Origin of the sequence: uncultured Veillonella sp. (assembly GCF_938010505.1) — a bacterium.
In the GTDB taxonomy this organism is placed as follows: Bacteria; Bacillota; Negativicutes; order Veillonellales; family Veillonellaceae; genus Veillonella.
This window is the reverse complement of record NZ_CALLVP010000067.1, coordinates 1-25,168: the sequence shown is the minus strand read 5'-3', so window position 1 is coordinate 25,168 and position 25,168 is coordinate 1. Positions and strand designations below refer to the sequence as shown.

The window sequence follows — 25,168 nt, the reverse complement described above, 5'->3', positions numbered from 1 at the left end:
ATAAACGTAATTAGACGAATCATCCCTTTTTAACAGGCGCAAATTTTGCCATTACGACACGTACACCTTGTGTAGGGAACTCGATAGTCAATTTCATACCCGCCCCTTCACCAGTTACGTTGATTACTTTACCATTACCCCATTTACTATGAATAGCCGTATCGCCCACCTTCCAGTCGGCAATTACTTCATTACGAACAATTGGTTTCGTCACGGGGCGGCTAGTAACACTCATATGTTGAGGTACATGACGTTTAATATCGTCAGGCACTTTACGCTTAGCACGTAAGCCATCTACTAATTCTTCGGGAATTTCATCGATAAATCGAGATGGTAAATAACTACTAGTACGGCCAAATACGGTTCTAGTAGTGGCATTAGAAATATATAATTCCTTTTCAGCACGCGTAATACCTACATAAGCAAGACGACGTTCCTCTTCAATTTCTTCAGGGTTCATCAAGGTACGACTATGAGGGAATAAACCTTCTTCCAAACCACATAAGAATACGATAGGAAATTCCAAACCCTTTGCAGCATGTAATGTCATCAATGTCACTTTAGCCTCTTCTTGTTCGAAGGAGTCTACATCGTTAACAAGTGCTACTTGCTCTAAAAAGTCCTCTACAGTACCAGATGGATTTGTATCTTGGAAGTCTTTTGCCACAGATAAAAGCTCACCAATATTCTCTGCACGAGCTTGATCTTGTGGGTCTGTACTCTCTTCTAATTGTGCCAAATAACCTGTTCTATCTAGAATAGACTCTAAGATATCGAGTACAGTTTTATCTTCCATTTCAGAAACAAGAGTAAAGATGAGAATACCGAATTCTTCTAACTTTTCCTTAGTTTTTCCCTTGATAGAATCAATTAAGTGTAACTGCGTAAGCGTCATAAACAAAGACGTTCCTTTTTCACGAGCATAGTCTTGTAGTTTAGCAACTGTAGTGGCCCCAATACTCCGTTTTGGCACATTAATGATGCGCAATAAGCTCAAATCATCAAAGGGATTGTATAATACGCGTAAATAAGCTAAAACGTCTTTGATTTCTTTACGATCATAGAACTTTGTGCCCCCTACCATCGTATAAGGTAAGGCCCGCTTAATGAGTGCTTCCTCAAGAACACGAGACTGGGCATTTGTACGATATAAAATGGCCATATCCCCGTATGGAACATCATGAATATCATGTTTTTTAGCGATTGTGTCACCGATAAAAGCTGCTTCCTCATGTTCGGATTGAGCCGTAAAATGCTGAATTTTTGCGCCTTCTATTTTATCGGTCCAAAGATTTTTCTCTGGGCGGCCTTCATTATTATCGATAACAGCATTGGCTGCATCGAGAATAATCTTAGTAGAACGATAGTTTTGCTCTAATTTAATAGATGTACAATTAGGATAGTCCTTTTCAAAATCTAAGATATTTTGAATATCAGCGCCACGCCAAGCGTAAATACTTTGATCAGCATCACCCACGACGGCGATATTCTTCCAATGTGAAGCTAATAATTTCGCCAATAAATATTGTGCATGGTTTGTATCTTGATACTCGTCAATCATGACATAACGGAAACGATGACTATATTTATCAAGAACAGCCGCATTAGACTGTAATAATTTAACGGCTACTAATAATAGATCATCAAAATCTAATGCATTATTCTTGCGCAACTCCCGCTCATAATACTCATAAACATCAGCTACCTTTTGTTGGTAAAAGTCTCGTGCTTGTTTTCTAAAATCAGAAGCAAAAAGTAATTTATTCTTAGCATCTGATATGGCAGCAATCATAGCCCCTACAGGATAGTATTTATCATCCAAATTTAACGCTTTCAATGCGGCCTTAATAACAGCTTGAGAGTCGGATGTGTCATAGATAGTAAAATTGCTGTTATACCCTAAGAAACTATCTATTTCAAAACGTAAAAACTTAGCACAAAAGCTGTGGAATGTACTGAGCCAAATACGATTTGCCACATCGCCTACAAGACCTTCTACACGGCTTTTCATTTCTTTCGCCGCTTTATTGGTAAAAGTAATGGCCAAGATTTCATAAGGATTAACACCTTGTGCCAATAAATGTGCAATACGAACTGTTAAGACCTTTGTTTTACCAGATCCAGCACCGGCTAAAATCAATAAAGGGCCTTCCGTATGCTGAACAGCTTGTTGTTGCTCTTTATTTAAACCTGTTAATAATGAATTCATCGGAAAACACCTATTGCCCTTACATACAATTATTAGTTCCAAATATATGCAAAAAATACTTAAAAATTATTACTTATGCGGAAATGTCAAATTACTATAATTAACAAACACATTACTCATAGCAATGATCATTTATACAAAATATTTGAAACGCTATAAATAGAGAAGAAGAACGTTGCGAGCAACGTTCTTTTTCGTTTGTATACTATTTCATAGCACCAAGAATTGGCGGTACGATTTGTTTTTTACGAGACATTGTGTTAGGCAAGAATACACCATTGTCCTTTACTTCTTTTTCAAACGCTTTTGTTACTACAGCTTCTACATCACCACTAAACAACAATGTTGTACTTTCATTAAGAATATTTGTAATCATGATGTAAGATGCATCGTAGTTGTTAGCACTGCGAAGAGCCTCTAAAGCTTGTACAAGTTCACCTTGTTTAGCCAATACGTCTGTTGTGTCCATAACGGAAATTTGACCAATAGAAATCGTTTTACCTGCTTCGGAAAATTCTTTCATATCTGTACGAACGATATCATCATTAGTCAAATCAGAAATGTCGGCACCAGCTTTTAACATATCAAGACCATAAGACTCGATATCTACACCAGCAATTTCGGCTAATTTATGAGCCATTTCTTTATCTGTTTCAGTGCATGTTGGTGAACGGAATAAAACAGTGTCAGAAATGATAGCGGATAACATCAATCCTGCAATTGCTTTAGGAATTTCTTGATTATTTTCTATGTACAATTTAGTGATAATCGTATTGGAGCAACCTACTGGTTCTAAACGCATGAATACAGGACCATCAGTTTCAAAATCACCAATACGGTGATGATCTACAACGCCGCACATATTCATGGATTTATAACCATCGATAATCTGTTTAGATTCATTGTGGTCAGTTAAATATAAATTACCACCTTCTGGAGCAAACTCTTCCCAGTTCTTAACGATTTGTGGATGTTCAAAACCAAAATGATTCAGGATATACGTTGTTTCTTTGTTTGCTTCACCTGCACATACTGGAGTTGCTGGTGTGCCCATTTGTGTCAATAAATTAGCAAAGGAAATAGCAGAACAAATAGAATCTGTATCAGGGCTTTTATGACCTGCTACATATGTTTTTACATCACTCATAATATACCTCTTTTATGTTTAGTTTCACACTTTATATTGACTTACGTCAATCCGATTTTTAACTATATTATTATATCATAAATCATACAAAAAAACACGCCACTACTTAGTAATGACGTGTTTTTTATCTATCTATATTAAGTACTAATACAGAAAATTATTTATGATTTTTCTTACGATTTGTCAATAATCCAGGACCAAGAGTTTCAATGATGACGAACAACATTGGAATGATAAAAATACCAAACAATGTTGCTGTAGTCATCCCCGCTACAACTGTAATACCCATAGATGTACGTGCGCCAGAACCAGCACCAGTAGACACTGCCAATGGCAATACACCAAGAATAAAGGCAAAGGATGTCATCAAGATTGGACGCAAACGAATTTTTGCAGCTTCGATAGCAGCATCAACAACGTTCATGCCTCGTTCGTCAACACGAATCTTAGCATACTCGATAATCAAAATCGCATTTTTAGCAGCTAAGCCAACCAATGTTAAGAGACCAATCTGCATATAAATATCGTTAGCTAAAGCATATCTACCAGTAAAGTTCAATAAGAATGGTACTAAAGCAGCACCAATCATACCAGATGGTACGGAGAATAATACGGCAAATGGAACCTTCCAAGATTCATACAAGGCAGCCAAAATTAAGAATACGAATACTAGTCCTAAACCAAGAATCATCATAGATTGAGAGCCAGCCTTCAACTCTTCACGAGATTGACCTGCCCAGTCATATGTATAGCCAGCAGGTAACGTTTTAGCAGCCGCATCTTTCAACGCATTAATAGCATCACCAGAGGAATAACCACTAGCTTGAGAACCACCGACTTGTACGGCCATCGCATTATCAAAACGTGTAATAGTAGAAGGTGTTCCCGTTTGTTCCTTCGTAATATAGTTGGACACAGGGACCATTTGACCACTGCTATTTCTAACAGCCAACATATTAAGCTGATCTGCATTTTGACGATACGCATCTTCAGCTTGCACCACTACTTTATAGTTCTTACCGTAAGTAGTAAAGTCATTGACTTGAATACTACCGTAGAAACCTTGTAAAGTAGTAAAGATATCAGCTAGTGCCACACCATCTTGGGCCGCTTTTTCACGATTCACATCAAATTGTAAAGACGGTGTAGATGTATCAAAGGTAGTATAAATAGATTGAATGGCTGGACTCTTACGAGCTTCGGCGATAAATTCATTCGCACGTTCCGCCATAACTTGAGGACTATCACCAGCCTTATTGATGATATACATGCTAAAGCCACCAGTAGTACCCAAACCTGGAATAGATGGTGGATTCAAGGCAATTACCGTTGCTTCAGGCACACCTTGTGCAGCATAGCCAAAGGTTTGACCAATCATGGCATTAATGGAGGTAGCCTGCGTAGTACGATACTTCCAATCAGACATACTAGCAAAGATTATACCCGCACTAGATTTTTGACCACCACCTAAAATATCAAAGCCAGAAACTGTAAACACCTCTTGGAACAATTGCTCTTCTCTAGGCTTTTCAGAATCATTTTTATCTTCTAGGAATGATGCAATCTTTTCAAGTGTAGCCATCGTACGCTCTGATGTAGCACCTGGTGGTTCATTAACAGCAATCATGTAATAACCACTATCCTCTGCCGGCACGAAGGAAGTTGGCAAGAAGTGGAATACTAATGCTGTACCACCTGCAAAAATTAGCAGTGCAATAACGGTTAAGCTCAAACGATGACTTAAACGAGCTAATTGAATGCCATACCAATTACTAAATCGATCAAGTCCATTGTTGAACTTGTTTAATTTACGATGCAACCAATCTTCACGCTCTTTAGGAGTATGCGGTTTTAACATGGTAGCACATAACGCCGGTGTTAAAACAAGGGCTACAATCGCAGAGATAACAACGGAAACAGCAATTGTCAAGGCAAACTGTTTGTAAAGAATACCAGTCATACCACCCATAAAGGCAACTGGGATAAATACAGCGGATAATACAAAAGCAATACCAATTACAGGGCCTTGTACGTTTTCCATCGCTTTAATAGCTGCCTCTTTTGGAGGTAAGCCGTTATACTTTAATTCATATTCAACAGCCTCTACTACTACGATAGCATCGTCTACAACAAGACCGATGGCAAGTACCATCGCAAAAAGTGTCAATGTATTAATAGAGAAATCCAATAATACGAACGCACCAAATGTACCAAGTAAAGATACTGGAACGGCAATCATAGGAATAATTGTGGAGCGCCAAGATTGTAAGAATACATATACAACGACTAAAACGAGGAGTAATGCTTCTACAAAGGTATGTTCAACTTCATTAATAGAGGCTTCAACAAACTTTGTATTATCTACAACTACGTTATATTGCATATCTGGTGGGAAAGATTTAGATTGTTCATCCAATACCTTTTTAACATTTGCAATTGTCTCTAAAGCATTGGCATCATTTTGCAAGGAAATTGCAAAGCCTGCAACCTCTTTATGAGCAGATTTTGCAATAAAGTTATAATCTCTTGCTCCAATGTGAATTCTTGCTACATCTTTAAGATGCAAAACTTTACCATTAGAGTTTTTAATAGCAATATCACCAAATTGTTCTGGTGTTACAAGACGACCATCGATTTTAATAGGATATTGGAATGCTTGTTCACCATTTGTAGGACCTTGACCAACCGTACCTGCCGCAGCTTGTAAGTTTTGACCTTTAATAGCAGCAGTTACTTCAGAAATAGTAACACCCAACTTTTGCATTTTCGCAGGATCCAACCAAATACGCATGGAATAGTCAGAACCAAACTCTTGAACGGAGCCTACCCCCTTAATAGCTTTGATGGAGTCCATCATGTAGTTGGAACCATAATTCTTCAAGAATGTTGCATCATATGTGCCATTAGGAGAACTCAAGGAGAATACCATCGCCATATCACCTGAAGATTTAGTAGTAGTAACCCCTACTGCTTGTACCTCTGCAGGCAATTGTGAAAGTGCTGCTTGCACACGGTTTTGTGTATTAACCGTATTCATATCAGCATCTGTACCTTGATTGAACTGAACAGTCAAGGAATAACTACCAGAACTGGAGCTATTAGACGTCATATAGTCCATATCTTGTACGCCTACAATTTGTGTTTCAATAACACTGGCCACTGTATCATTAACAACTTGCGCTGTTGCACCAGTATAGGCCGTGTTAACACGCACTGTAGGAGGAGAAATTTGTGGATATCGAGCTATCGGAAGGTTCATCATAGAAATGAGACCTACCAAGGTAATAACAATGGCTATTACGATGGCAAAGATAGGTCGATTAATAAAGAATTTCGACACGATCTAGCCCCCTTCTATTTTGTAGCTTTCAACTGATCTTTAGTTAGTGGTTTACCGTTTACTTTTACGCCATTTTTTACCTTAGTCAAGCCGTCAACGATAATCGTATCACCCGCAGCTAAACCAGATTTAATAATCGTTTCATTGCCTTTTGTGCCGCCTACCTCTACTGTTTTTTGTTCTACTACACCAGCAGCATTCACAACATAAACAAAGTTTTTATCCATGATTTGTAAAATTGCACGGCTTGGTACGAGAATTGCATTTTTAAGCTTTTCACCAGGAGAAACAACCGTAGCATACATGTTTGGTAACAATAAATGATTAGGATTTGGGAAAGACGCTTTCAATACAAGCTTACCCGTAGATTGGTCGAGACTCTTAGCCGCTTGAACGATAGAACCAAGTTCGTTATACGTTTCACCATCAGCAAGTTTTAGTTGAATATTTGGGCCGTTTGAATCATCATCAGTTGGGTTTTTCATGAAGTCAAGATATTCTTGCTCTGTCATGCTGAACTCTACAAAAATTGGATCGATAGAATCGATTGTAACTAATGTAGTAGAACCAGCTTGAACAAATGTGCCCATATCTACATCATCCATGCGCAATGTACCAGAGTATGGTGCATATACTATGGTATCACCCATATTATCTTGAGCAATTTTCACGGAAGCTTGGTAAGCTTCATAAGTAGCCTTAGCTTGTTCTGTAGCACTACGTTGTGTATCTACGCGTTGTTGAGCAATCGCATCTTGTGCTGCTAAAGTTTCATAACGTTGAAGATCCACTTCAGCATTTTTCAAGTTTGCATTAGCTTGAGCTGCTTGTGCTTCCGCATTAGCAAGACTTGCTTCATATTGACGGGAGTCAATGCGATATAGTGGTTGTCCAGCTACCACTTGTTCCCCGCCTTTAACGAACTTCTCAACAATGTAACCACTCACACGAGCATGTACAGCTACAGAGTTCTCTGCAACTACTGTACCAGCAAATGTTTGGTCTACTTGAGTATCACTTGCTGTAATTTTATATGTATTAACATTAATCTCGCCTGATTGCTGTTGATTATTGCCACAACCAGCAACCATCACAGCAGACATAACGAGAGCCGCTAACATACGGGAATAACGGTACTTCATTATCTGTACTCCTTTACACGAAACTAATCATTTATGTCACATAATTTCATAAATATCTTTATACATTTTACAGGATTCTATAGATAAAGTCAATTTTTCGACATCTTTCAACCATTGTAAAACATAGATAAAATCTAAATAAAATCATATATATTGTATACAATAAAAAAGTTAAAAATCATTGGCATTTATTATTTAATATGAACACAGGTAGTTTTCAATTAATCAAAATTAATAGTAAGTTTACTCTTAATAAACAAAAACCGCCTAAGAATCTTCCTAGGCGGTTTTAAAAACCACTTAATCGGCTATTCTATATCTATTATAGCCGAATAATCATAAATTTATCTGTAAGCACAGAATTATTTCTAATAAAAATGTACTTTTCTAGTTGGTGGAGATGAGGGGAGTCGAACCCCTGTCCAAGAGTGTTGCCATATAGACTTCTCCGAGCACAGTCTATGATTGAGATTTCGGGTTGCTATCGCTCACAGACAAGCTACACAACCCCAGTTCATATTGTCTCGCCTAATTCATATGAACAACTAAATTAGACCAGCCTACTGTTTGACGTCCATTCACACTTGGTAGGCACAAGTATGAGGGACGTAGCTTATGCAGCTAATGCAAAATTTTCTTCTGCGTTTAAATGTTTTCCCACCGTTTAACGGCCTCATGGAACGCCGACTCGCTATCTATACCACACGCACCCCTGTCGAAACCTTTACATCCCCGTGCGTCGGTTTAATAATTATAAGCCCATTTAATACTGCTGTCAATTATATAGAACCTTCACAATTCAATTCTTTGATAGCTTTACTTAATGTCTGGCACACATAATTAATTTGTTCTCTATTATGTGCAGCTGTAACGGTTAGACGAATCCTACTTTCACCAACAGGAACTGTAGGCGGCCGTATCGCCGTACCTATAATTCCAGCGTTGTATAAATGATTGGATACTGCTAGAGTATCCTCATTGCTACCGATAAGTATTGGAAAAATTGGAGTTTCATTCGTGGCATATATTCCCATAGAATTTAAGCAATCTGTCATATAGTTCACATTGTCTTGTAGTCGCCTTAATACGGATGAATCAGACTCTATGATTTGTAATGCGGCCAAAGCGGCACCTATATCGGCTGGAGACAATGCCGTAGAGAATATAAAACTGCGACTCATATTCACTAGATAATCGATGATAGTACTATTAGCAGCCACATAGCCGCCAACGGATCCTAGAGATTTGCTCAATGTACCTAGCTGAATATCCACTTCTTTTTCGAGTCCATAATAAGCAGCTGTGCCATGTCCGTTGCCAATTGTCCCCGTCGCATGAGCATCATCTACCATAAGTAAAGCATGATACTCACGGCTGAGCTTGTAGAGCTTATCTAATGGGGCTATGTCACCGTCCATGCTAAAGACTCCGTCTGTGACAATGAGCTTACGTGCATTACGATCTACTTGTTCAAGTAAAAACTTTAATTCTTCTACATCACAGTGCGTGTAGGCTTTTATAGTAGCCTTACTCAATCTACAGCCATCAATAATACTAGCATGATTTAATTCATCGCTAAAAATAATCGTATTTTTATCTGCTATAGCAGAAATAGTACCGACATTTGCCATGTAGCCAGTATTAAACACGAGAGCTTTTTCTGTATTCTTAAATTTTGCTAGTTCTTTTTCAAGTTCTGAAAACAAGGGGAATGTACCAGATACAAGACGGGAACCGCCTGAACCAGTACCATATTGTTGAGCCCCTTTAATGACTTCATTTATTACACGTTGATCAAAGGTAAGACCTAAATAATTATTTGACGCCATCATCAAATATTCTTTATCATCTTTTTTAACCCGTACTGCATCTATAGGGCAGTATTCCGTTAAAGTACGCAAATTATGGTTATTTATTTTACCATCTAACTGTTCTTGGAAGAATTTATACATACGATCACCACTGAACAAGTACTGGCGCTTTTTCCAAGTACTCAATTACACCTTCCAAATTAACATTCGGCTTTACAAAGAATACACGTCCCCCTAAATTAGAGCCAATTTCCTTCATATTAGGGATGCGATGGTAAACACCATTACAAGCCACGTAGCCTATTGTGTAATCTGGATCATCAGACCAACATAATTCGCCTACAATCTCTTCAGCAGATTGCACCTTAGACGCCAATACTAAGGCCTCTCTCATATGTTCATTATCTCCTAGTTTATCAGAATCAAAGGAGTCCATATGACTTACGCGAACACCACGATTACCTGCATCGAGGCGCTCACCAGAAATTGCATCAACCAACATAGCTCCCCGCATAGATGAAACTAGACTTTTTAAGAAAAAAATAGATTTTTTAATAGCTGTCTCACTAATATCAGCCCCCTGTAAAAGTTTTACAGCTAATTGATGTGCCTCAGTAACGCTATTGATCGTATGTTCTTCTACTTTTAAACAATTTATATATGTAATTGTTTCCGACGGAATTAAGTCCACCGTAATATTGATAAAATCAGCAGTCCCTTTACTGTGATGCAAAGCTCGTTCAGCTAAAGACTGGGCTATAAATCCAACTTGATTTAAGGTCACCATGCGCTCAGCTCCAGAAATATGGTGGCCCCCGTTTTCATGGGGACCACCTTGAGCTGCGCGCATGCGCACACTATATAATTCATCCATATTATGATACCTTACCTTTAACTACATTACTTTGAGGTACTTGGTTGTGAATTTTATGGAATACTTTCACAAATACTGGTGCCATAATTACCGTAAAGATCATTCCAGGAACAGCTAGTGCAATCATCGGCAATGCAGCCTTTCCAATATATAAGGACAAGGATAGTCGCGCCAAAGCAGATGCAATTGGCCCAGAAATCATGATACCAACCATATGGTTTTGACACATCCAGAGAATAAGTCCTACGATAAGGCGGAATTGCATGGCAATCATAACATTCAAAATCGATTGTGTACCTAATGCTAAGCCTATTAGACTAGATAAACAACCACTTATAATATACTTTTTAAATCCGAATACGGCACATATCGCTACCGCTAACGGCGCAGACAGTTGAAACTCTATACCAGGAATAATATTAGGTATTTTGATTGCCCCTAATACTGTAATCATAGCCGTTAAGATAGCTATTTCTGTAATGTACCGAATATTCTGATTCATAATGTATCTCCTCTACTTAGAAAATGTTAACTACAGACATTTCTTATTGTTTACATTATAAATTCTCATTGTATTTTTATCAACTAAAAATATATCTTTAGTTAACAAAAGAAAAAAGAATCAAGCCTTATAGACTTGATTCCTTTTGATTCTTAATATTTTTGCTGTTCTTTAATTCGCTTAGCAATATCGCGCTTAGCATCACGTTCTGCCATATCTTGGCGCTTATCATATAATTTCTTACCAGTTACTAGACCTACAGTAACCTTGACATAACCGTGACTGAAATGAAAGTTAAGTGGTACTAAAGAAAACCCCTTCTCCTTAACTTGGGCAAGTAACTTATTGATTTCAGATTTATGCATCAATAACTTACGTGTCCGTTCTGGTTCATGGTTAAAGCGATTTCCTTGTTCATATGGGCTAATATGAACGCCATACAACAAGATTTCCCCTTTATCTATACGACAAAAGCTATCTTTAAGATTAAGCTTACCTTGGCGGATAGATTTTATTTCTGTCCCTGTTAAAGCAATGCCAGCTTCATAGGTTTCATGAATATGAAAATCATGACGCGCCTTACGATTATCAGCAATAAGCGATGGGCTAGTTTTCTTTGCCATATTTCCCTCTATCGTTTACGTTTACTTTTAGATTTTTTGGATTGACTACGTTTTGTAGCTTTATTCGACTTCTTGCGACTCGATTTGCCTTTTTTAGATTTTTTGCTGAAAGCATCATATCTAGAACGTCCAGTTTTTGAATCATCTCGTCTAGACGATTTTCTACCGCTTTTTCGGGATGATTTACGATCCTTAGAACTGCCAAAACCATCACGACTATTAGCATAATCGGAACCACTGTTCAATTGTTCTTGGATAGCCATCAGGTTATCTACTTCACCAAGGACAAAATCGATTTGTTTTTTTTCTACATCGGCTTTTACAAGTGTAACAATAACCTTTTCACCTAAGTGATATGTTTTACCTGTACGCTTACCAACGAGGACAAAGTGCTCTTCGTCAAAGAAATAGTAATCATCGTTCATCATGCTAATATGCACGAGACCATCGATACCATTCTCTAATTCTACAAACATTCCAAAGGATGTTATGCTCGCAATAGTACCTTCAAAAACTTCGCCTACAAAAGGAACCATGTATTGAGTCTTCTTAAGATCTGTAGTTTCACGTTCCGCTTCAGTTGCTACTTGTTCTTGTATGGAGGAATGTTCCACTGCACCTGCCAAGAAGGCTTCATCTACATCTCGTTTAGAGTATCCACCTTTCCAATGCATATCCGCTTTTAAAAGACGATGCACCATCAAGTCCGGATAGCGTCTAATGGGAGATGTGAAATGCGTATAGCATGTAGACGCTAAACCAAAATGGCCAACATTTTCTATGCTATATTTTGCTTGCTGCATGGAGCGTAAGGTCATAATTTGAGCCACTTGCTCTATATCCTGTCCCTTCACCACATCAAGGATTTTTTGGAAATCTCGTGGCGTTACGCCATCAGCACTGAGGACAAGATTTTGACCTAAATAATTTAATACCTTTTGGAATAAATCTAATTTCTCTTCACTTGGATTTTCATGAATACGATATACCGATGTACGTTCAGTATCTTTCAAATGTGTTGCTACCGTTTCATTGGCAATGAGCATACATTCTTCGATAAGTCGCTCTGCCATAGTTCGGTCGCGTTTTACAATACGCAACGGTGTACCGTCGAGATCAAGTAATACCTTATACTCAGGAAAATCAAAGTCTAATGCCCCTCTACGACGACGCATCCGATTCAAAATCTTTGAAATCTCTGCTAAATCGCGAAGCATAGGTATAAAATCTACTAAATCGTCAGGAATAATATTTTCTTCAAGCGCTTTATAAACTTCCTTATAGCTGCAACGACGTCCTACGTGGATAATAGACGGACGAATACGATAATTAACAACTGTACCCGAATCATCAATCTCCATCATGCACGTCATAGCATAGCGGTCCTCATGTGCATTTAAGCTACAAATGCCATTCGATAATACCTCTGGTAACATTGGTACCACTCGGTCCACCAAATAAACAGAAGTACCACGCTTATACGCTTCATTATCAATAGGCTGACCAGAAGTGACGTAATGACTAACGTCCGCAATATGTACACCTAGTTCGTAATTACCATTTGGTAATTTGCGACCACTTACAGCGTCATCAAGATCTTTTGCATCTTCTCCGTCGATAGTTACCATTTGTAAGTCTCTAAGGTCCCAACGTTTTGGATCCTCATGGATAACAGTATCTATCTTCTTACTAGCCTTAATAACCTCTTCAGGGAAGGCAAAAGGAATCTTATGGTTAGCCATAATACAGTTAATGTCTAGGCCTACATCCCCCTTATAACCTAGAATTTCTGTAATAATCCCTTCAGGCTTTTTGTCGCCTTCAGGCCATTTTGTAATTTTTACTAAAACTTTAGCTCCACTACGAGCATCTAAAGTATTTTTTAAGTCCACAAAAACATCAGTACCAATGCGTTCATCATCAGGTACAACAAAGCCAAAATGTTGTTGTCTATCGTAAGTACCAACAATAGTTTCGTTGGCACGCTCAATAACATCAACGATGATACCTTCACGTTTATGCTTAGTATAATCTGATGGTACAACGCGAACACGTACCTTATCATTATGCATGGCTGTACCTTTATTTTGTTCGGCTACATAAATATCTTCATCATCTAGCATGATAACAAAACCATATGACTTACGATAACCTTTATAGATACCTTCATATTCTTCATGCTGTTGATCTGCATACTGATAAACATCTGGACGAGTCGAAGTTAATACGCCTTCACGGGCAAGCATTTTCGCAGATCGAATAAACATTTCAAGATCTTTACCGCCTTGAATACGATTATCCATTGCTGCATCCTCAATATGGTATGCATGTGGTTGTATAGATTTATAAAAGTCCAATAACTTCTTCTTCAAGTCTGCACCCCCTTATTAGGATGAAAAAATAAAAAGCCTGCAATGCAGGCTTTCATCATTAGAATTGATTAATCATTGCCCCTAAAACTAAACTCAACACAGCAAAGATAATCCCCAATATAATCGTACATCTGGACAAGAAACCGTCTAAACCACGGGCCTTACCACCAAAAGAAGAGTCTGCCGCACCAGAAACTGCGCCACCCATACCAGAGCTTTTACTATTTTGTGCAACTACAACTACGATTAATAAAATTGATACGATTACTTCTAGGATCATTAAAAAATTTGTCACGACTGTCATCCTTCCTGTGAGGCTCGTTGCGAACCCAATACACGATGTTCTAAATATTTCTCTAATTTACGTTTTACCCTTTGCAGCGCATTATCAATAGATTTAACACTGCGATCTGTGACCTCAGCCATTTCTTGATAAGAACGTCCATCTAGATATCCTTCCAAAACTTCCCACTCGAGATCACTTAAAATATGACCAATATTACGCTCAATATCATCTAGTTCCTCTTGACTGATGATAAGGTCTTCAGGATTTGTAACCTTTGTTGAAGATAGCATTTCGATCAATGTACGCTCAGAGTCCTCAGTATATACCGGTTTGTTTAAGGATATATAGGAGTTCAAAGGCGCGTGTTTTTGTCTTGTAGCCGATTTAATGGCTGTAATAATTTGTCTAGTTATACAAAGTTCCGCAAAGGCTCTAAAGGACGCTAACTTATCGTGTTTAAAATCACGCGTCGCCTTATAGAGTCCAATCATACCTTCTTGGATGATGTCCTCTCTATCGGCACCTACCAAGAAATAGGAGCGAGCCTTAGCTCGAACAAAGTTCTTATATTTATTAACAATATAATCGATTGCAAACTCATTTTGCTCTTCTTGAGCTATGACCACAACTTGCTCATCGGTCATTTCCTTGAAATTGTAATCGGACTTGCGTGTATGAATCATTTTCATAAGCTCCTCCTTACAATTGAATGAGAAAAACCAATATATTTATTATACTGGAACTATATATGATTTTCAACTATCAATGACCACGACGCAATGTAAATTGATCTCGTCTATGTTCATGAGCGTATTGTAATCGCTCCTCTTCCTTAGCTATGCGAATCATATTTTGTAACTCACGAGCAGGAATACGTAATCCCCCAGAGCCTAAAATCTGATTTTGTTCTGCTCTATCAGAGGTTACAACATATACATTAGTATATTTGCCTTTACGTAAAAACACCTCTCGTTCAATAAATGAATCCGCCGTTTCTCCATCGTCAGTATACACTTCAATGAATCCACTTGTAATGGATTCAATAGAGCCTCCGGATTTTGTATATTTACCGTCAAACACAAGGATTACTTCATAGCCCTTGAATTTACCATAATTTAACAATCTATCTCGAAGTTCCATTCTCGCATGTTCTAAGGACTCGTGAGCCAGTTTTTTCAAATGAGTCCATGCAAAAATTACATTGTATCCGTCTACAATTAAGATATCTTTCAGCATAGTTATTTCGCTTGGCGTTGACGTACCGCCTCATACATAAGAACTGCAGCTGCAACAGATGCATTCAAAGAATTCAAATTTCCATACATAGGAATTGTTACAAGAAAATCACAAGCTTCTTTTACAACGCGACTAATCCCCTTACCTTCATTACCAATGACGATAACGGTTGGAATTGTCATGTCAGCCTCGTACAAAGTGCGGTCACCTTCCATGTGGGCTCCCATCACCCAAAACCCTTGTTTTTGAAGTTGTTTTATGGTTTGTGCTACATTGCCAACTTGTACAAGTGGAATCTGTTCAATAGCTCCAGCAGATGTCTTCGCAACAGTAGCATTAATAGGCGCATTATGTCGTTTAGGAATGAGTACAGCCGTCGCTCCCACACATTCAGCTGTACGAATGATGGCCCCCATATTATGTGGATCTTCAACACCATCCGTTAAGATCAGCAAAGGAACCTCATGAGTCGTTTCTTGTAATACCTCGCCCAATTCCTTAAATTGAACGGCCGATACAAGAGCTATAACACCTTGATGAGGTACTTCCAAATCGTACTTATTCATTTGTTTTATAGGTGTTGGTCTAACTTCAATTCCTTGAGATTTAGCAAGACCTACAATATCAGCTAGACCTGTTTTTACCTTATCTTCACTGACCATAATGCGTTGAATAGATCGACCACTTTTAAGGGCTTCTTTAACCGCATTGCGACCTACAATATAATTATCCATACTACATACCTCGTAGAGTTATAGAAAAGGCTTGCCCCATAATATGTTGTAAGCGCTCCTCTTGGCGCGTTTCGTAAAGAAATCCTAGTACTGCTTCAAAGGCCGTACTACTGCGATATTCTTGAACAGTACTACTTTTAGGCACATTTACATTACTATTTCTAGCACGGCGTGCAATAGCTTGTTCCTCTTCTGTGAAAGCATCTTCTATTTCTAGCAATACTTTTGCCTGTGATTTAGCACAAATAAATTCAGTAACAATTGTATGCAATACCTGTACCTTTGTGATATTCATTTGCACTACTCGTTCGCGTACATACATGGAGTATACTGCATCGCCGATATAAGCTAGCATAACTGCATCAGCACTTAGGCACTCTTCTATAGTCCGATTACGCAAACGAAGCGGCTCTTGTTTAAGAGCCGTCAGTTTTTTTATCGCTTCATTTTTTAAGAATTGAAATTGTTTAAACTTCACGTTTTTTCCACCGTGCACCTTGAGGGGAGTCCTCAATAGTAATACCAATCTCAGCTAATCGATCGCGAATACAATCAGCTAGTGCCCATTGCTTTTGGTCGCGACAAGCTTGACGTACAGAAAGAATAACTTGCATTAATTCTTCGTATTCAGCAGCATTAGCACCCGTATTGCCTTCCCAGGCTTTTTCAAGAACGCCAATAACATGTGTCATAAATTTGAAAATCCGTTTTACTTCAGCAATCGCTTCTTGGCAAACAACGCCTTCTCTACTTGTTACAGCTTGGTAATAGATATTGATTTCCTTTGCGAGACCAAACATGCTAGATGTTGCTAAAGCAGTGTTGAAGTCATCGCTCATAGCAGCCTCAAATTCTTCTTCGTATTCTTTTGCTTTTTCTAATAAACGTTGAGCTTCATCACATGAGCCTGGTTCACATTTTTCAAGGTAAAGAAGATTTTCAATAGCTGTGCTTAATCGTTCCAAAGATTTATTAGCTTCTTCTAAACGCTCATCAGAGAAATCTAATGGGCTACGGTAATGCGTGCTCAATAAGAAGTAACGCAATGCATCAGGGCTATATTGTTCTAAAATATCTTTTACCAAGAAGAAATTATTCAAGGATTTAGACATTTTTTCAGAGTTAATAGTGATAAAGCCATTGTGCAACCAGTAGCGCACTGCTGGATGTTGTCCAGAGCAACCTTCAGATTGAGCGATTTCATTTTCATGATGTGGAAAGATCAAATCGCTACCACCACCATGGAAGTCAAATTCTGTACCCAGGTATTTTTGACTCATAGCAGAACATTCAATATGCCATCCTGGACGACCATTGCCCCATGGGCTTTCCCAATATGGTTCACCAGGTTTTGCTGCTTTCCACAATGCAAAGTCCATAGGATTTTTCTTACGACCATCTACTTCAATACGAGCGCCTGCTTCCATATCGTCTAATGTACGACCAGATAGCTCTCCATAATGTTCAAATTTATCAACACTATAATAAACATCGCCATCGAGTTCATAGGCATAGCCCTTTTCAATCAATGTATTAATCATAGTAATGATATCTTCAATATGCGTAGATACACGTGGATAAATGTCTGCACGTTGTACACCAAGCGCATCCATTACTTCAAAATAGCTATCGATATAACGGTTCGCAATGGTATCCCAAGATACACCTTCACCATTAGAAGTGTTGATGATTTTATCATCAACATCAGTAAAGTTTTGTACATATGTTACTTTATAGCCTACATGTTTCATATAGCGACGAATTACGTCCCAAGTTACGAAAGGACGTGCATTGCCAATATGAGGATGATTATATGGTGTAACACCACATACATACATCTTAGCCTCGCCTGGTGTTACAGGATTGAATACCTCTTTTTGGCGCGTCATAGTATTATAAACAGTAATTTCTCTCATCGTTACCGATGCCTCCATTTTTGTAAAATAAAAAAGACCTCTCATCTCATACAGAGACGATGGTCCGCGGTTCCACTCTGTTAGGCACCAGCAGTGGTACCCACTCATCGCATAACGGCGCGTCACCGGACAAACCTACCTATAATCGGAGTGTCAGCTCGTGAATGCATTTCATCTACCTATCCATGAACCCTCCCACCATCGGTTCTCGCTAAAAAGTTAGTTGTAGAGTACTTCTTTCAGTCTCAGCTATTATTATATAATCTATATTTATATATAAAATTATTCTACCAATAATGCTATAGAATGTCAATAATTATAAGAAAAATCCTCATCTTTCAAATGTATCTATTAGTCTATCATACATGCGTATTTCAGCCAACTTAATTAGAAATGATGAGGATTAATATTATGCGTTTTCTAACTTTTCTTGATCATCATGTTTACGGCAAATCCCCGCAAAGATAGAGCCCGTAAAGTTATGAATAATGGAAAATACTGCACCTGCTACCGCAGCTTGTAGTGTAAAGTGCTTAAGCGCTAAAGATACGGATAATGCAGAGTTTTGCATAGCCACTTCGATTTGCATAGCACGACGAGATGACACATCAATACTGAGGGCTTTACATACCAAGTATGTCACAACATAACCACTCAAATTTTGTACTAAACAGGCTACAAAGATAATGAAACCAGTTTCAGCAATTTGCTTCTGGTTAACTGCAGTTACAGCTGCCAAAATAAGCAACACTGCGATGGCTGCAATCGTTGGACATACAGATTTAACTGGCTCAATTTTAGAACCAATAAAGTAATTCAATACAATGCCTAAGATGATAGGTACCAATACGATTTTTACGATGGACATAAACATTGGCATAAATTGAATATCAATAGAAGATGTAGCACCTGCATATAACACAACAAATAGAGGTGTTAAAACTGGAGCCAGCAAAGTAGACACAGTCGTTGCGGACACAGATAAAGGAACATTACCATTAGCAAGGAAGGTCATAACATTGGATGCTGTACCACCTGGACATGCACCTAACAAGATAAAACCAATGCCGATTTCCGGTGGAAAATTAAATGCTAAGGCTACTAAGAAACCCGCCAATGGCATCCATAAGAATTGGATTACGGATACTAGAATGACCTTCATTGGTTGCTTAAATACATCGATAAAGACTTTAGCTGTTAATGTTAACCCCATCGCAAACATAACAAATTGAAGCATGTATGCAATATAAGGAGTCATCCAAGAAAATACTGTAGGTAGCATATATGCTAAAACAGCCATCAATAGTACTATCCATGATAGATAACTATTGAATAAGTGATTAATAGAACGAATAACACTCATAAAAACACTCGCTTTCATAATAAATCAAAATTTAATACGCCGATTATTATAGCATTTCTATAGAATATTAACAACATATACAAAAAGAGTTCACATAACACCTGTTACGTGAACTCCTTTGATTAATTGATAAAATTTATTTTGTTAATGCACCTACATTATCTAAACGATGTAAGCACTTTTCTTTACCAAGTAATGTGACAATATTATTCAAATCTGGACCATGCATTTGACCTGTTAAAGCTACACGAATTGGCATAAATACAAATTTACCTTTTAACGAGGTTCCTTTCATTACCGCCTTGATTGTTGCTTTTACAACTTCAGGTGTAATTTCATCAAGTTCAGCTAATGCATTGCGGAAAGTGCTGAGAACTGTGGGAGCTGTTTCTTCATTCAATACAGCACGCAATTCCTCTTCGTGACCTTCTTCAAGGAATACGGTTTCGCCCATGAACATGCCTACATGATCTTTAATTTGAGCACCATAGCTAATATGGTCGCGGAATGTAGAACATAACAATGTCAACCAATCGATATCAGCTTGATTTAAGCTATCTGGAGCCAAACCAACCTCTTTCAAATGTGGCAAGCAAAGATGGAATAAATCTTCGTCGCTCAAATTTTTCATATAGTGGAAGTTGATATGGTTCAATTTATCAATATCGAATACAGCAGGATTCTTAGCTACACGGTCCATGGAGAACGCTTGAATCAATTCGTCTTGTGTAAAGAATTCTTCCTCTCCTTCTGGAGCCCAACCAAGAAGTGCTAAGAAGTTTACAAGTGCGTCTGGCAAATAACCTAATTGTTTGTATTGTTCAACAGATGTAGCACCATGACGTTTAGACATTTTCTTGTAGTCTTTACCAAGAATCAAGGAAATATGACCAAATGTAGGAATTTCCCAACCAAGGGCTTCGTAAATTGCCATTTGACGAGGTGTATTGGATAAATGTTCCTCTGCACGAATAACGTGTGTAATGCCCATCATATGGTCATCCATTACTACGGCAAAATTATATACAGGAATACCATCGGATTTAACGATAACGAAGTCACCTACGCCATTGGACTCAAAAGATACGCGACCACGAACCATATCGTCAAAAGCGTATGTTTTATTCAAAGGTACACGCAAACGAATTGTAGGTTTACGACCTTCTGCAATGTATTTAGCCTTTGTCTCTTCATCTAAGTGTTCACAATGACCGTTGTATTTTGGTGTTTCTCCACGATCCATTTGATTTTGACGCACCGCATCTAACTCTTCTGAAGAGCAATAACATTCGTATGCTTTACCTTCATCTAATAGACGTTGTGTTACCTCTTTATATAGTTCAAGACGTTCTGTTTGGCGATAAGGACCATTTTCCCCACCTACATCTACACCTTCATCCCAGTTCATGCCAAGCCATTGCAAAGAAGCTTTGATATTTTCTTCACTTTCACGTGTGGAACGAGCCAAATCTGTATCTTCGATACGCAATACAAATGTGCCTTTTTCTTTGCGTGCTAATAGCCAGTTAAACAAAGCAGAACGAGCACCACCTATATGGAATGGACCCGTAGGACTTGGAGCAAAACGAACTTTCATGGAACTCATGATTAAATCTCTCCTTCATATACAGAAACGACAGCTTGTGCTGCAATGCCTTCGCGGCGCCCAATAGCCCCTAGCATTTCATTCGTTGTCGCTTTAATACTAATGCGATCTAATGGTATCTCTAATATAGACTGTAAATTAGCCTTCATCATATCAATATGAGGCTTTAATTTAGGAGTCTCAGAAATAACCATAATATCAATATTATAGGCTTGTAACCCACGTTCTTTCAATAAGGAATTTACTTTTTCTAGTAAAAGCATGCTAGAAATCCCTTTATACTGGTCATCTTCAGGTGGAAAATAGTATCCGATATCCCGTAAACCTGCAGCACCCAACATGGCATCCATCAAGGCATGAATGAGAACATCCGCATCGGAGTGACCATCAGGACCAAGCTTAGATTCGATATGAACACCACCTAAGATACAAGGACGACCTGCTTTTAATTGATGAATATCATAACCAAATCCAACGCGCATACGCTTATCCTCAATTCCTAAATATCGTTTTGCTACTGCAATATCATTAGGTGTAGTCACCTTAATATTACAGTAATCTCCATCTACTATATGTACAGGCTTACCTAAACACTCGACGAGGGACACATCATCAGTGCCTAAATACTTTTCGTCATGAGCTTTTTGATGGGCCTCTTTAAATAAATTTTTTTGAAAGCCTTGTGGCGTTTGAATTTGGTATAACTCACTGCGTTTTAATGTTTCTATTACAGTATGCTTTGTATCAACTCGTTTAATCGTATCCGTAGCAGGAACCCCAACGGTAGCAGCTCCATATTCTACTGCAGCGCTAACAACAGCATCAAACAGTTCCGTTGATGCTAATGGGCGTGCCCCATCGTGAACAAGAACAATATTACTTGTATCTGCAACGGATTTAAGGCCACATGCTACAGAATCTTGACGTTCCGCACCACCTAGGACAATGCGAATAGGAACCGTAAACTCTATAGGTTTAATATGTTCGGCCATATATCCTTCTTCGCCTTCAGCTACAACGAGAATTATCTCCTTTAAATCATTTAGCTTTTCCACATTTTGTAATGTACGTTGAATAATAGAGTATTGCCCTAGAGGGATAAATATTTTATTCTCCTTATATGCCATACGACGTCCTGCACCAGCCGCTAAAACGATACAGCTAATTGCCTTGTCCATTTTGTCCCCCATCTACACGAGCAAAGATCATACGACCGGCACTTGTTTGTAATATGGATGTAACCATAACTTCAACATTTTGCCCTACATAAGGCTTACCATCTTCGACAACGATCATCGTACCATCATCAAGATACGCTACACCTTGGTGTATTTCCTTACCTTCTTTCATAATTTGTACGCGAATCCACTCACCGGCAATAAGAGCTGGTTTTAATACATTTGCCAATTCATTGAGGTTAAGTACTTCAATACCTTGTACACGAGCCACCTTGTTCAAGTTAAAGTCGTTTGTCATCAATTTCCATTGTTTATCTAAAGCAAGTCGCATAAGTTTAGAATCGACTTCTACAAGGTCATCATAATCATCTTCAACGACTTCTATAGCTACCTTATTGGCATCTTGCATATCTTTCAAAATATCAAGACCACGTCGACCACGATTGCGTTTCGTAGCATCCGCAGAATCAGAAATTGCCTGTAACTCATTTAATACAAATAGTGGTACCATAAGAGGCCCTTCAATAAAGCCTGTAGCACATAGTTCTTTGATACGACCGTCAATGATGACTGAAGTATCTAATAATTTTGGCGTACTAGAAGATTTATCTAATTTATTAGTAGAGAACATTTTAAAACGACTAGTTTTTTTAGTACCGTCTCCACCCCATTGTTGTACGTAGTTATTGTACATTTCAGGACCCTTACGTGCCATGATTTTAAGACCACTATATCCAAAAATGGCACTCAAAATAATAGGAATATAAGGTCCTATAATAGGCACTTGATTGAATGCAACACCAATTAAATTTGCAATAATAAGACCGAATAATAAACCGATGGTGCCTGCGATCAATTCTTGATTAGGGATATGAGTAAGAATGCGCTCTAATCTTTTAGCAATTACTAAACCTTGTTTTAAAATAAATGAGGAAATCAAATAGCCAATAATAAGGCCTAATAATGTACCAATAATTAATACTGCAATGCGTGCAATTGTTAATGACATATCCCCAAAGGATTCAAATTGAGAGACTAAATATGGATCGATAATAGGTGCTAAGCTATCCATCCCCACATAAGCCGCTGTACCTACTAGGATGGCTATTACATAGCGCAAAATCCGATAAATCATGAAATCACCTCCTAATTATGAAAATACGAGCTGCATCGCCTCTTGTATAGATTTGACGCCTCTAATTTTGATAGAACTATCATTATCCTTGATTTGCTTATAATTGCCATCAGGAATAATAAACTTTTTAAAGCCTAATTTCTTAGCTTCATTAATACGCTGTTCAATGCGAGGAATACTGCGAACATTACCAGTTAAACCTACTTCGCCTAAGATAACCATGTCTGTTGGCACGATACGATTTTTTAAGTTTGATACGATAGCAACCGCCATAGATAAATCACAAGCCGGTTCATTTACCTTGAGACCACCGATAACATTTACATATACATCTTTATTGCCTAATGTAAAGCCACAACGTTTTTCTAAAACAGCCAATAATACGATTAATCGATTAAGATCGTAACCTATCGCCGTACGTCGTGGCATACCAAAAGCCGTAGTAACGACCAAGCTTTGTACCTCTACTAAGATGGGACGAACCCCTTCAAGGTAAATCATGACGGCACTGCCGCTTTCTTCATCGGAACGCTCGGCTAAAAGAGAAGCAGACGGATTAGACAATTCCTGTAACCCTTCCTCTACCATAGCAAAAATGCCTGTTTCTGATGTAGATCCAAAACGGTTTTTAATAGATCGTAATATACGGAATTGATAAGAACGCTCTCCTTCAAAGTACAGCACTACGTCTACCATATGTTCTAACATACGTGGACCAGCGATATTGCCCTCTTTCGTTACATGTCCAATAATAACGGTTGGAATATTGCGTTCTTTACAAAAGCGAAGCAAGCGAGATGTACATTCACGAACTTGACTTACACTGCCTGGTGCAGCATCAATATCTCCAGTATACATAGTTTGAATTGAATCAATAACTAGTAAGGATGGAGTCATTGCATCGGCCTGCTGTAATATATGATCTAAATCTGTATCTGCAATAACTTGTAACCGTTCACTATTGATATGCAGTCGCTCTGCTCGAAGCTTAAGTTGTAACTGAGACTCTTCACCAGATGCATAAAGAACAGCACCTACTGTATCAGCTACCTTCTGAGACACCTGTAGTAACAGAGTAGATTTACCAATACCAGGATCGCCACCCAAGAGCATGAGTGCACCAGGTACTATTCCACCACCTAATACGCGGTCAATTTCACCAAAGGTTGTAGATACGCGTGCAATAGAAGAGATTTCAATATCTGGCAAGGCCGTAGGTTTCGTTGATTGTCCTACACCACGAGAAGGTGTGCGGCTATGTTTAGTTTCTTTAATGATTTCTTCAACTAATGTATTCCATTCACCACATTGTGGACAACGACCCATCCATTTAGAGGATTCAGCCCCACAATTTTGACAGAAGAATACTGATTTTGCTTTTGCCATAATACCTCAAAACTTTTAAAAAGAAAGGTCATGAATGATAACCATTCATGACCTTTTATGCATAATTTTACTACATGGTTAACTATCATTATTCTATAGTATACCATTTAACTTATATTTTTTATATGAAAGGTAGTCATCAACTGTATAATTTGTATTTTTTATCATATTGATACAACAAGATCATTATCCCTTGCATCTGCTTTAATAATTTTGCCTTCTTTTGCATCTCCTTTCAAAATAAGATCCGACACTGGGTCCTCAATTAAACGTTGAATAGCACGTTTTAATGGTCGAGCCCCCATTGT

21 protein-coding genes, 1 other RNA gene and 1 other annotated feature are annotated in these 25,168 nt (G+C 38.2%); all 22 genes read right to left on the bottom strand.

The features are described 5' to 3' along the window. Nucleotides 1-19: 19 nt before the first annotated feature. A complete protein-coding gene (pcrA, locus tag Q0507_RS03915; RefSeq protein ID WP_298712710.1) occupies nt 20-2,209 on the bottom strand; it encodes a DNA helicase PcrA in 2,190 nt (729 codons plus the stop codon). Nucleotides 2,210-2,414: 205 nt separating this feature from the next. Next, complete coding sequence (locus Q0507_RS03910) at nt 2,415-3,356, bottom strand: manganese-dependent inorganic pyrophosphatase (protein WP_298712707.1); 942 nt, start codon at nt 3,354-3,356, stop codon at nt 2,415-2,417. Nucleotides 3,357-3,513: 157 nt separating this feature from the next. Then, nucleotides 3,514-6,696 carry an efflux RND transporter permease subunit gene (locus Q0507_RS03905; RefSeq protein ID WP_298712704.1) on the bottom strand — a complete coding sequence of 1,061 codons (3,183 nt, stop codon included), beginning with the start codon at nt 6,694-6,696 and terminating at the stop codon, nt 3,514-3,516. Between the two features lie 14 nt (nt 6,697-6,710). Beyond that, a complete protein-coding gene (locus tag Q0507_RS03900) occupies nt 6,711-7,838 on the bottom strand; it encodes an efflux RND transporter periplasmic adaptor subunit (RefSeq protein WP_298712701.1) in 1,128 nt (375 codons plus the stop codon). Between the two features lie 392 nt (nt 7,839-8,230). Continuing rightward, nucleotides 8,231-8,572, bottom strand: a transfer-messenger RNA (tmRNA) gene (gene ssrA / locus Q0507_RS03895). A 45-nt stretch (nt 8,573-8,617) separates the two neighbouring features. Then, a complete protein-coding gene (gene bioF, locus Q0507_RS03890; RefSeq protein WP_367268448.1) occupies nt 8,618-9,790 on the bottom strand; it encodes an 8-amino-7-oxononanoate synthase in 1,173 nt (390 codons plus the stop codon). Between the two features lie 4 nt (nt 9,791-9,794). Then, nucleotides 9,795-10,523, bottom strand: coding sequence for a 6-carboxyhexanoate--CoA ligase (locus Q0507_RS03885; protein ID WP_298712695.1), 729 nt, complete (start codon nt 10,521-10,523; stop codon nt 9,795-9,797). Nucleotide 10,524: 1 nt separating this feature from the next. Then, a complete protein-coding gene (locus Q0507_RS03880; RefSeq protein WP_298712692.1) occupies nt 10,525-11,025 on the bottom strand; it encodes a hypothetical protein in 501 nt (166 codons plus the stop codon). A gap of 152 nt (nt 11,026-11,177) precedes the next feature. Next, nucleotides 11,178-11,648: an SsrA-binding protein SmpB gene (gene smpB, locus Q0507_RS03875; RefSeq protein WP_298712689.1), complete on the bottom strand. Its 471-nt coding sequence runs from the start codon at nt 11,646-11,648 to the stop codon at nt 11,178-11,180. Nucleotides 11,649-11,656: 8 nt separating this feature from the next. Continuing rightward, nucleotides 11,657-14,020: a ribonuclease R gene (gene rnr, locus Q0507_RS03870; protein WP_298712686.1), complete on the bottom strand. Its 2,364-nt coding sequence runs from the start codon at nt 14,018-14,020 to the stop codon at nt 11,657-11,659. Between the two features lie 58 nt (nt 14,021-14,078). Further along, nucleotides 14,079-14,315, bottom strand: coding sequence for a preprotein translocase subunit SecG (gene secG, locus Q0507_RS03865; RefSeq protein ID WP_298712683.1), 237 nt, complete (start codon nt 14,313-14,315; stop codon nt 14,079-14,081). A gap of 5 nt (nt 14,316-14,320) precedes the next feature. After that, nucleotides 14,321-14,995, bottom strand: coding sequence for an RNA polymerase sporulation sigma factor SigH (gene sigH / locus Q0507_RS03860; protein WP_298712680.1), 675 nt, complete (start codon nt 14,993-14,995; stop codon nt 14,321-14,323). A 73-nt stretch (nt 14,996-15,068) separates the two neighbouring features. Continuing rightward, the gene (locus tag Q0507_RS03855; protein ID WP_298712677.1) at nt 15,069-15,542 is read right to left on the bottom strand and encodes an NYN domain-containing protein; all 474 of its coding nucleotides are present in this window, start codon (nt 15,540-15,542) and stop codon (nt 15,069-15,071) included. A gap of 2 nt (nt 15,543-15,544) precedes the next feature. Further along, the gene (rlmB, locus tag Q0507_RS03850) at nt 15,545-16,276 is read right to left on the bottom strand and encodes a 23S rRNA (guanosine(2251)-2'-O)-methyltransferase RlmB (protein WP_298712674.1); all 732 of its coding nucleotides are present in this window, start codon (nt 16,274-16,276) and stop codon (nt 15,545-15,547) included. 1 nt (nt 16,277) lies between these two features. Then, a complete protein-coding gene (locus Q0507_RS03845; RefSeq protein ID WP_298712671.1) occupies nt 16,278-16,754 on the bottom strand; it encodes a Mini-ribonuclease 3 in 477 nt (158 codons plus the stop codon). After that, the gene (gene cysS / locus Q0507_RS03840) at nt 16,744-18,192 is read right to left on the bottom strand and encodes a cysteine--tRNA ligase (protein ID WP_298712668.1); all 1,449 of its coding nucleotides are present in this window, start codon (nt 18,190-18,192) and stop codon (nt 16,744-16,746) included. The genes Q0507_RS03845 and cysS overlap by 11 nt, the downstream gene beginning before the upstream one ends. A 49-nt stretch (nt 18,193-18,241) precedes the next feature. After that, nucleotides 18,242-18,448: a binding site (T-box leader), on the bottom strand. Nucleotides 18,449-18,601: 153 nt separating this feature from the next. After that, the gene (locus Q0507_RS03835; protein ID WP_298712665.1) at nt 18,602-19,573 is read right to left on the bottom strand and encodes a bile acid:sodium symporter family protein; all 972 of its coding nucleotides are present in this window, start codon (nt 19,571-19,573) and stop codon (nt 18,602-18,604) included. 118 nt (nt 19,574-19,691) lie between these two features. Further along, nucleotides 19,692-21,161: a glutamate--tRNA ligase gene (gene gltX, locus Q0507_RS03830; RefSeq protein ID WP_298712662.1), complete on the bottom strand. Its 1,470-nt coding sequence runs from the start codon at nt 21,159-21,161 to the stop codon at nt 19,692-19,694. Nucleotides 21,162-21,163: 2 nt separating this feature from the next. Further along, the gene (gene ispD, locus Q0507_RS03825) at nt 21,164-22,339 is read right to left on the bottom strand and encodes a 2-C-methyl-D-erythritol 4-phosphate cytidylyltransferase (protein WP_298712660.1); all 1,176 of its coding nucleotides are present in this window, start codon (nt 22,337-22,339) and stop codon (nt 21,164-21,166) included. After that, nucleotides 22,323-23,474 carry a PIN/TRAM domain-containing protein gene (locus Q0507_RS03820; protein ID WP_298712657.1) on the bottom strand — a complete coding sequence of 384 codons (1,152 nt, stop codon included), beginning with the start codon at nt 23,472-23,474 and terminating at the stop codon, nt 22,323-22,325. Before Q0507_RS03820 ends, ispD begins: the two co-directional genes overlap by 17 nt. 15 nt (nt 23,475-23,489) lie before the next feature. Next, nucleotides 23,490-24,860 carry a DNA repair protein RadA gene (gene radA, locus Q0507_RS03815; RefSeq protein WP_298712654.1) on the bottom strand — a complete coding sequence of 457 codons (1,371 nt, stop codon included), beginning with the start codon at nt 24,858-24,860 and terminating at the stop codon, nt 23,490-23,492. Between the two features lie 164 nt (nt 24,861-25,024). Continuing rightward, a partial coding sequence (locus Q0507_RS03810; RefSeq protein ID WP_367268447.1) for a hypothetical protein occupies nt 25,025-25,168 on the bottom strand: 144 nt, incomplete at its 5' end.

Coding starts and splice junctions, on each gene's coding strand:
- pcrA (WP_298712710.1), bottom strand. CDS start 2,209: ATGAATTCATTATTAACAGGTTTAAATAAAGAGCAACAACAAGCTGTT.
- Q0507_RS03910 (WP_298712707.1), bottom strand. CDS start 3,356: ATGAGTGATGTAAAAACATATGTAGCAGGTCATAAAAGCCCTGATACA.
- Q0507_RS03900 (WP_298712701.1), bottom strand. CDS start 7,838: ATGAAGTACCGTTATTCCCGTATGTTAGCGGCTCTCGTTATGTCTGCT.
- bioF (WP_367268448.1), bottom strand. CDS start 9,790: ATGTATAAATTCTTCCAAGAACAGTTAGATGGTAAAATAAATAACCAT.
- Q0507_RS03885 (WP_298712695.1), bottom strand. CDS start 10,523: ATGGATGAATTATATAGTGTGCGCATGCGCGCAGCTCAAGGTGGTCCC.
- Q0507_RS03880 (WP_298712692.1), bottom strand. CDS start 11,025: ATGAATCAGAATATTCGGTACATTACAGAAATAGCTATCTTAACGGCT.
- smpB (WP_298712689.1), bottom strand. CDS start 11,648: ATGGCAAAGAAAACTAGCCCATCGCTTATTGCTGATAATCGTAAGGCG.
- sigH (WP_298712680.1), bottom strand. CDS start 14,995: ATGAAAATGATTCATACACGCAAGTCCGATTACAATTTCAAGGAAATG.
- Q0507_RS03855 (WP_298712677.1), bottom strand. CDS start 15,542: ATGCTGAAAGATATCTTAATTGTAGACGGATACAATGTAATTTTTGCA.
- rlmB (WP_298712674.1), bottom strand. CDS start 16,276: ATGGATAATTATATTGTAGGTCGCAATGCGGTTAAAGAAGCCCTTAAA.
- cysS (WP_298712668.1), bottom strand. CDS start 18,192: ATGAGAGAAATTACTGTTTATAATACTATGACGCGCCAAAAAGAGGTA.
- Q0507_RS03835 (WP_298712665.1), bottom strand. CDS start 19,573: ATGAAAGCGAGTGTTTTTATGAGTGTTATTCGTTCTATTAATCACTTA.
- gltX (WP_298712662.1), bottom strand. CDS start 21,161: ATGAGTTCCATGAAAGTTCGTTTTGCTCCAAGTCCTACGGGTCCATTC.
- ispD (WP_298712660.1), bottom strand. CDS start 22,339: ATGGACAAGGCAATTAGCTGTATCGTTTTAGCGGCTGGTGCAGGACGT.
- Q0507_RS03820 (WP_298712657.1), bottom strand. CDS start 23,474: ATGATTTATCGGATTTTGCGCTATGTAATAGCCATCCTAGTAGGTACA.
- radA (WP_298712654.1), bottom strand. CDS start 24,860: ATGGCAAAAGCAAAATCAGTATTCTTCTGTCAAAATTGTGGGGCTGAA.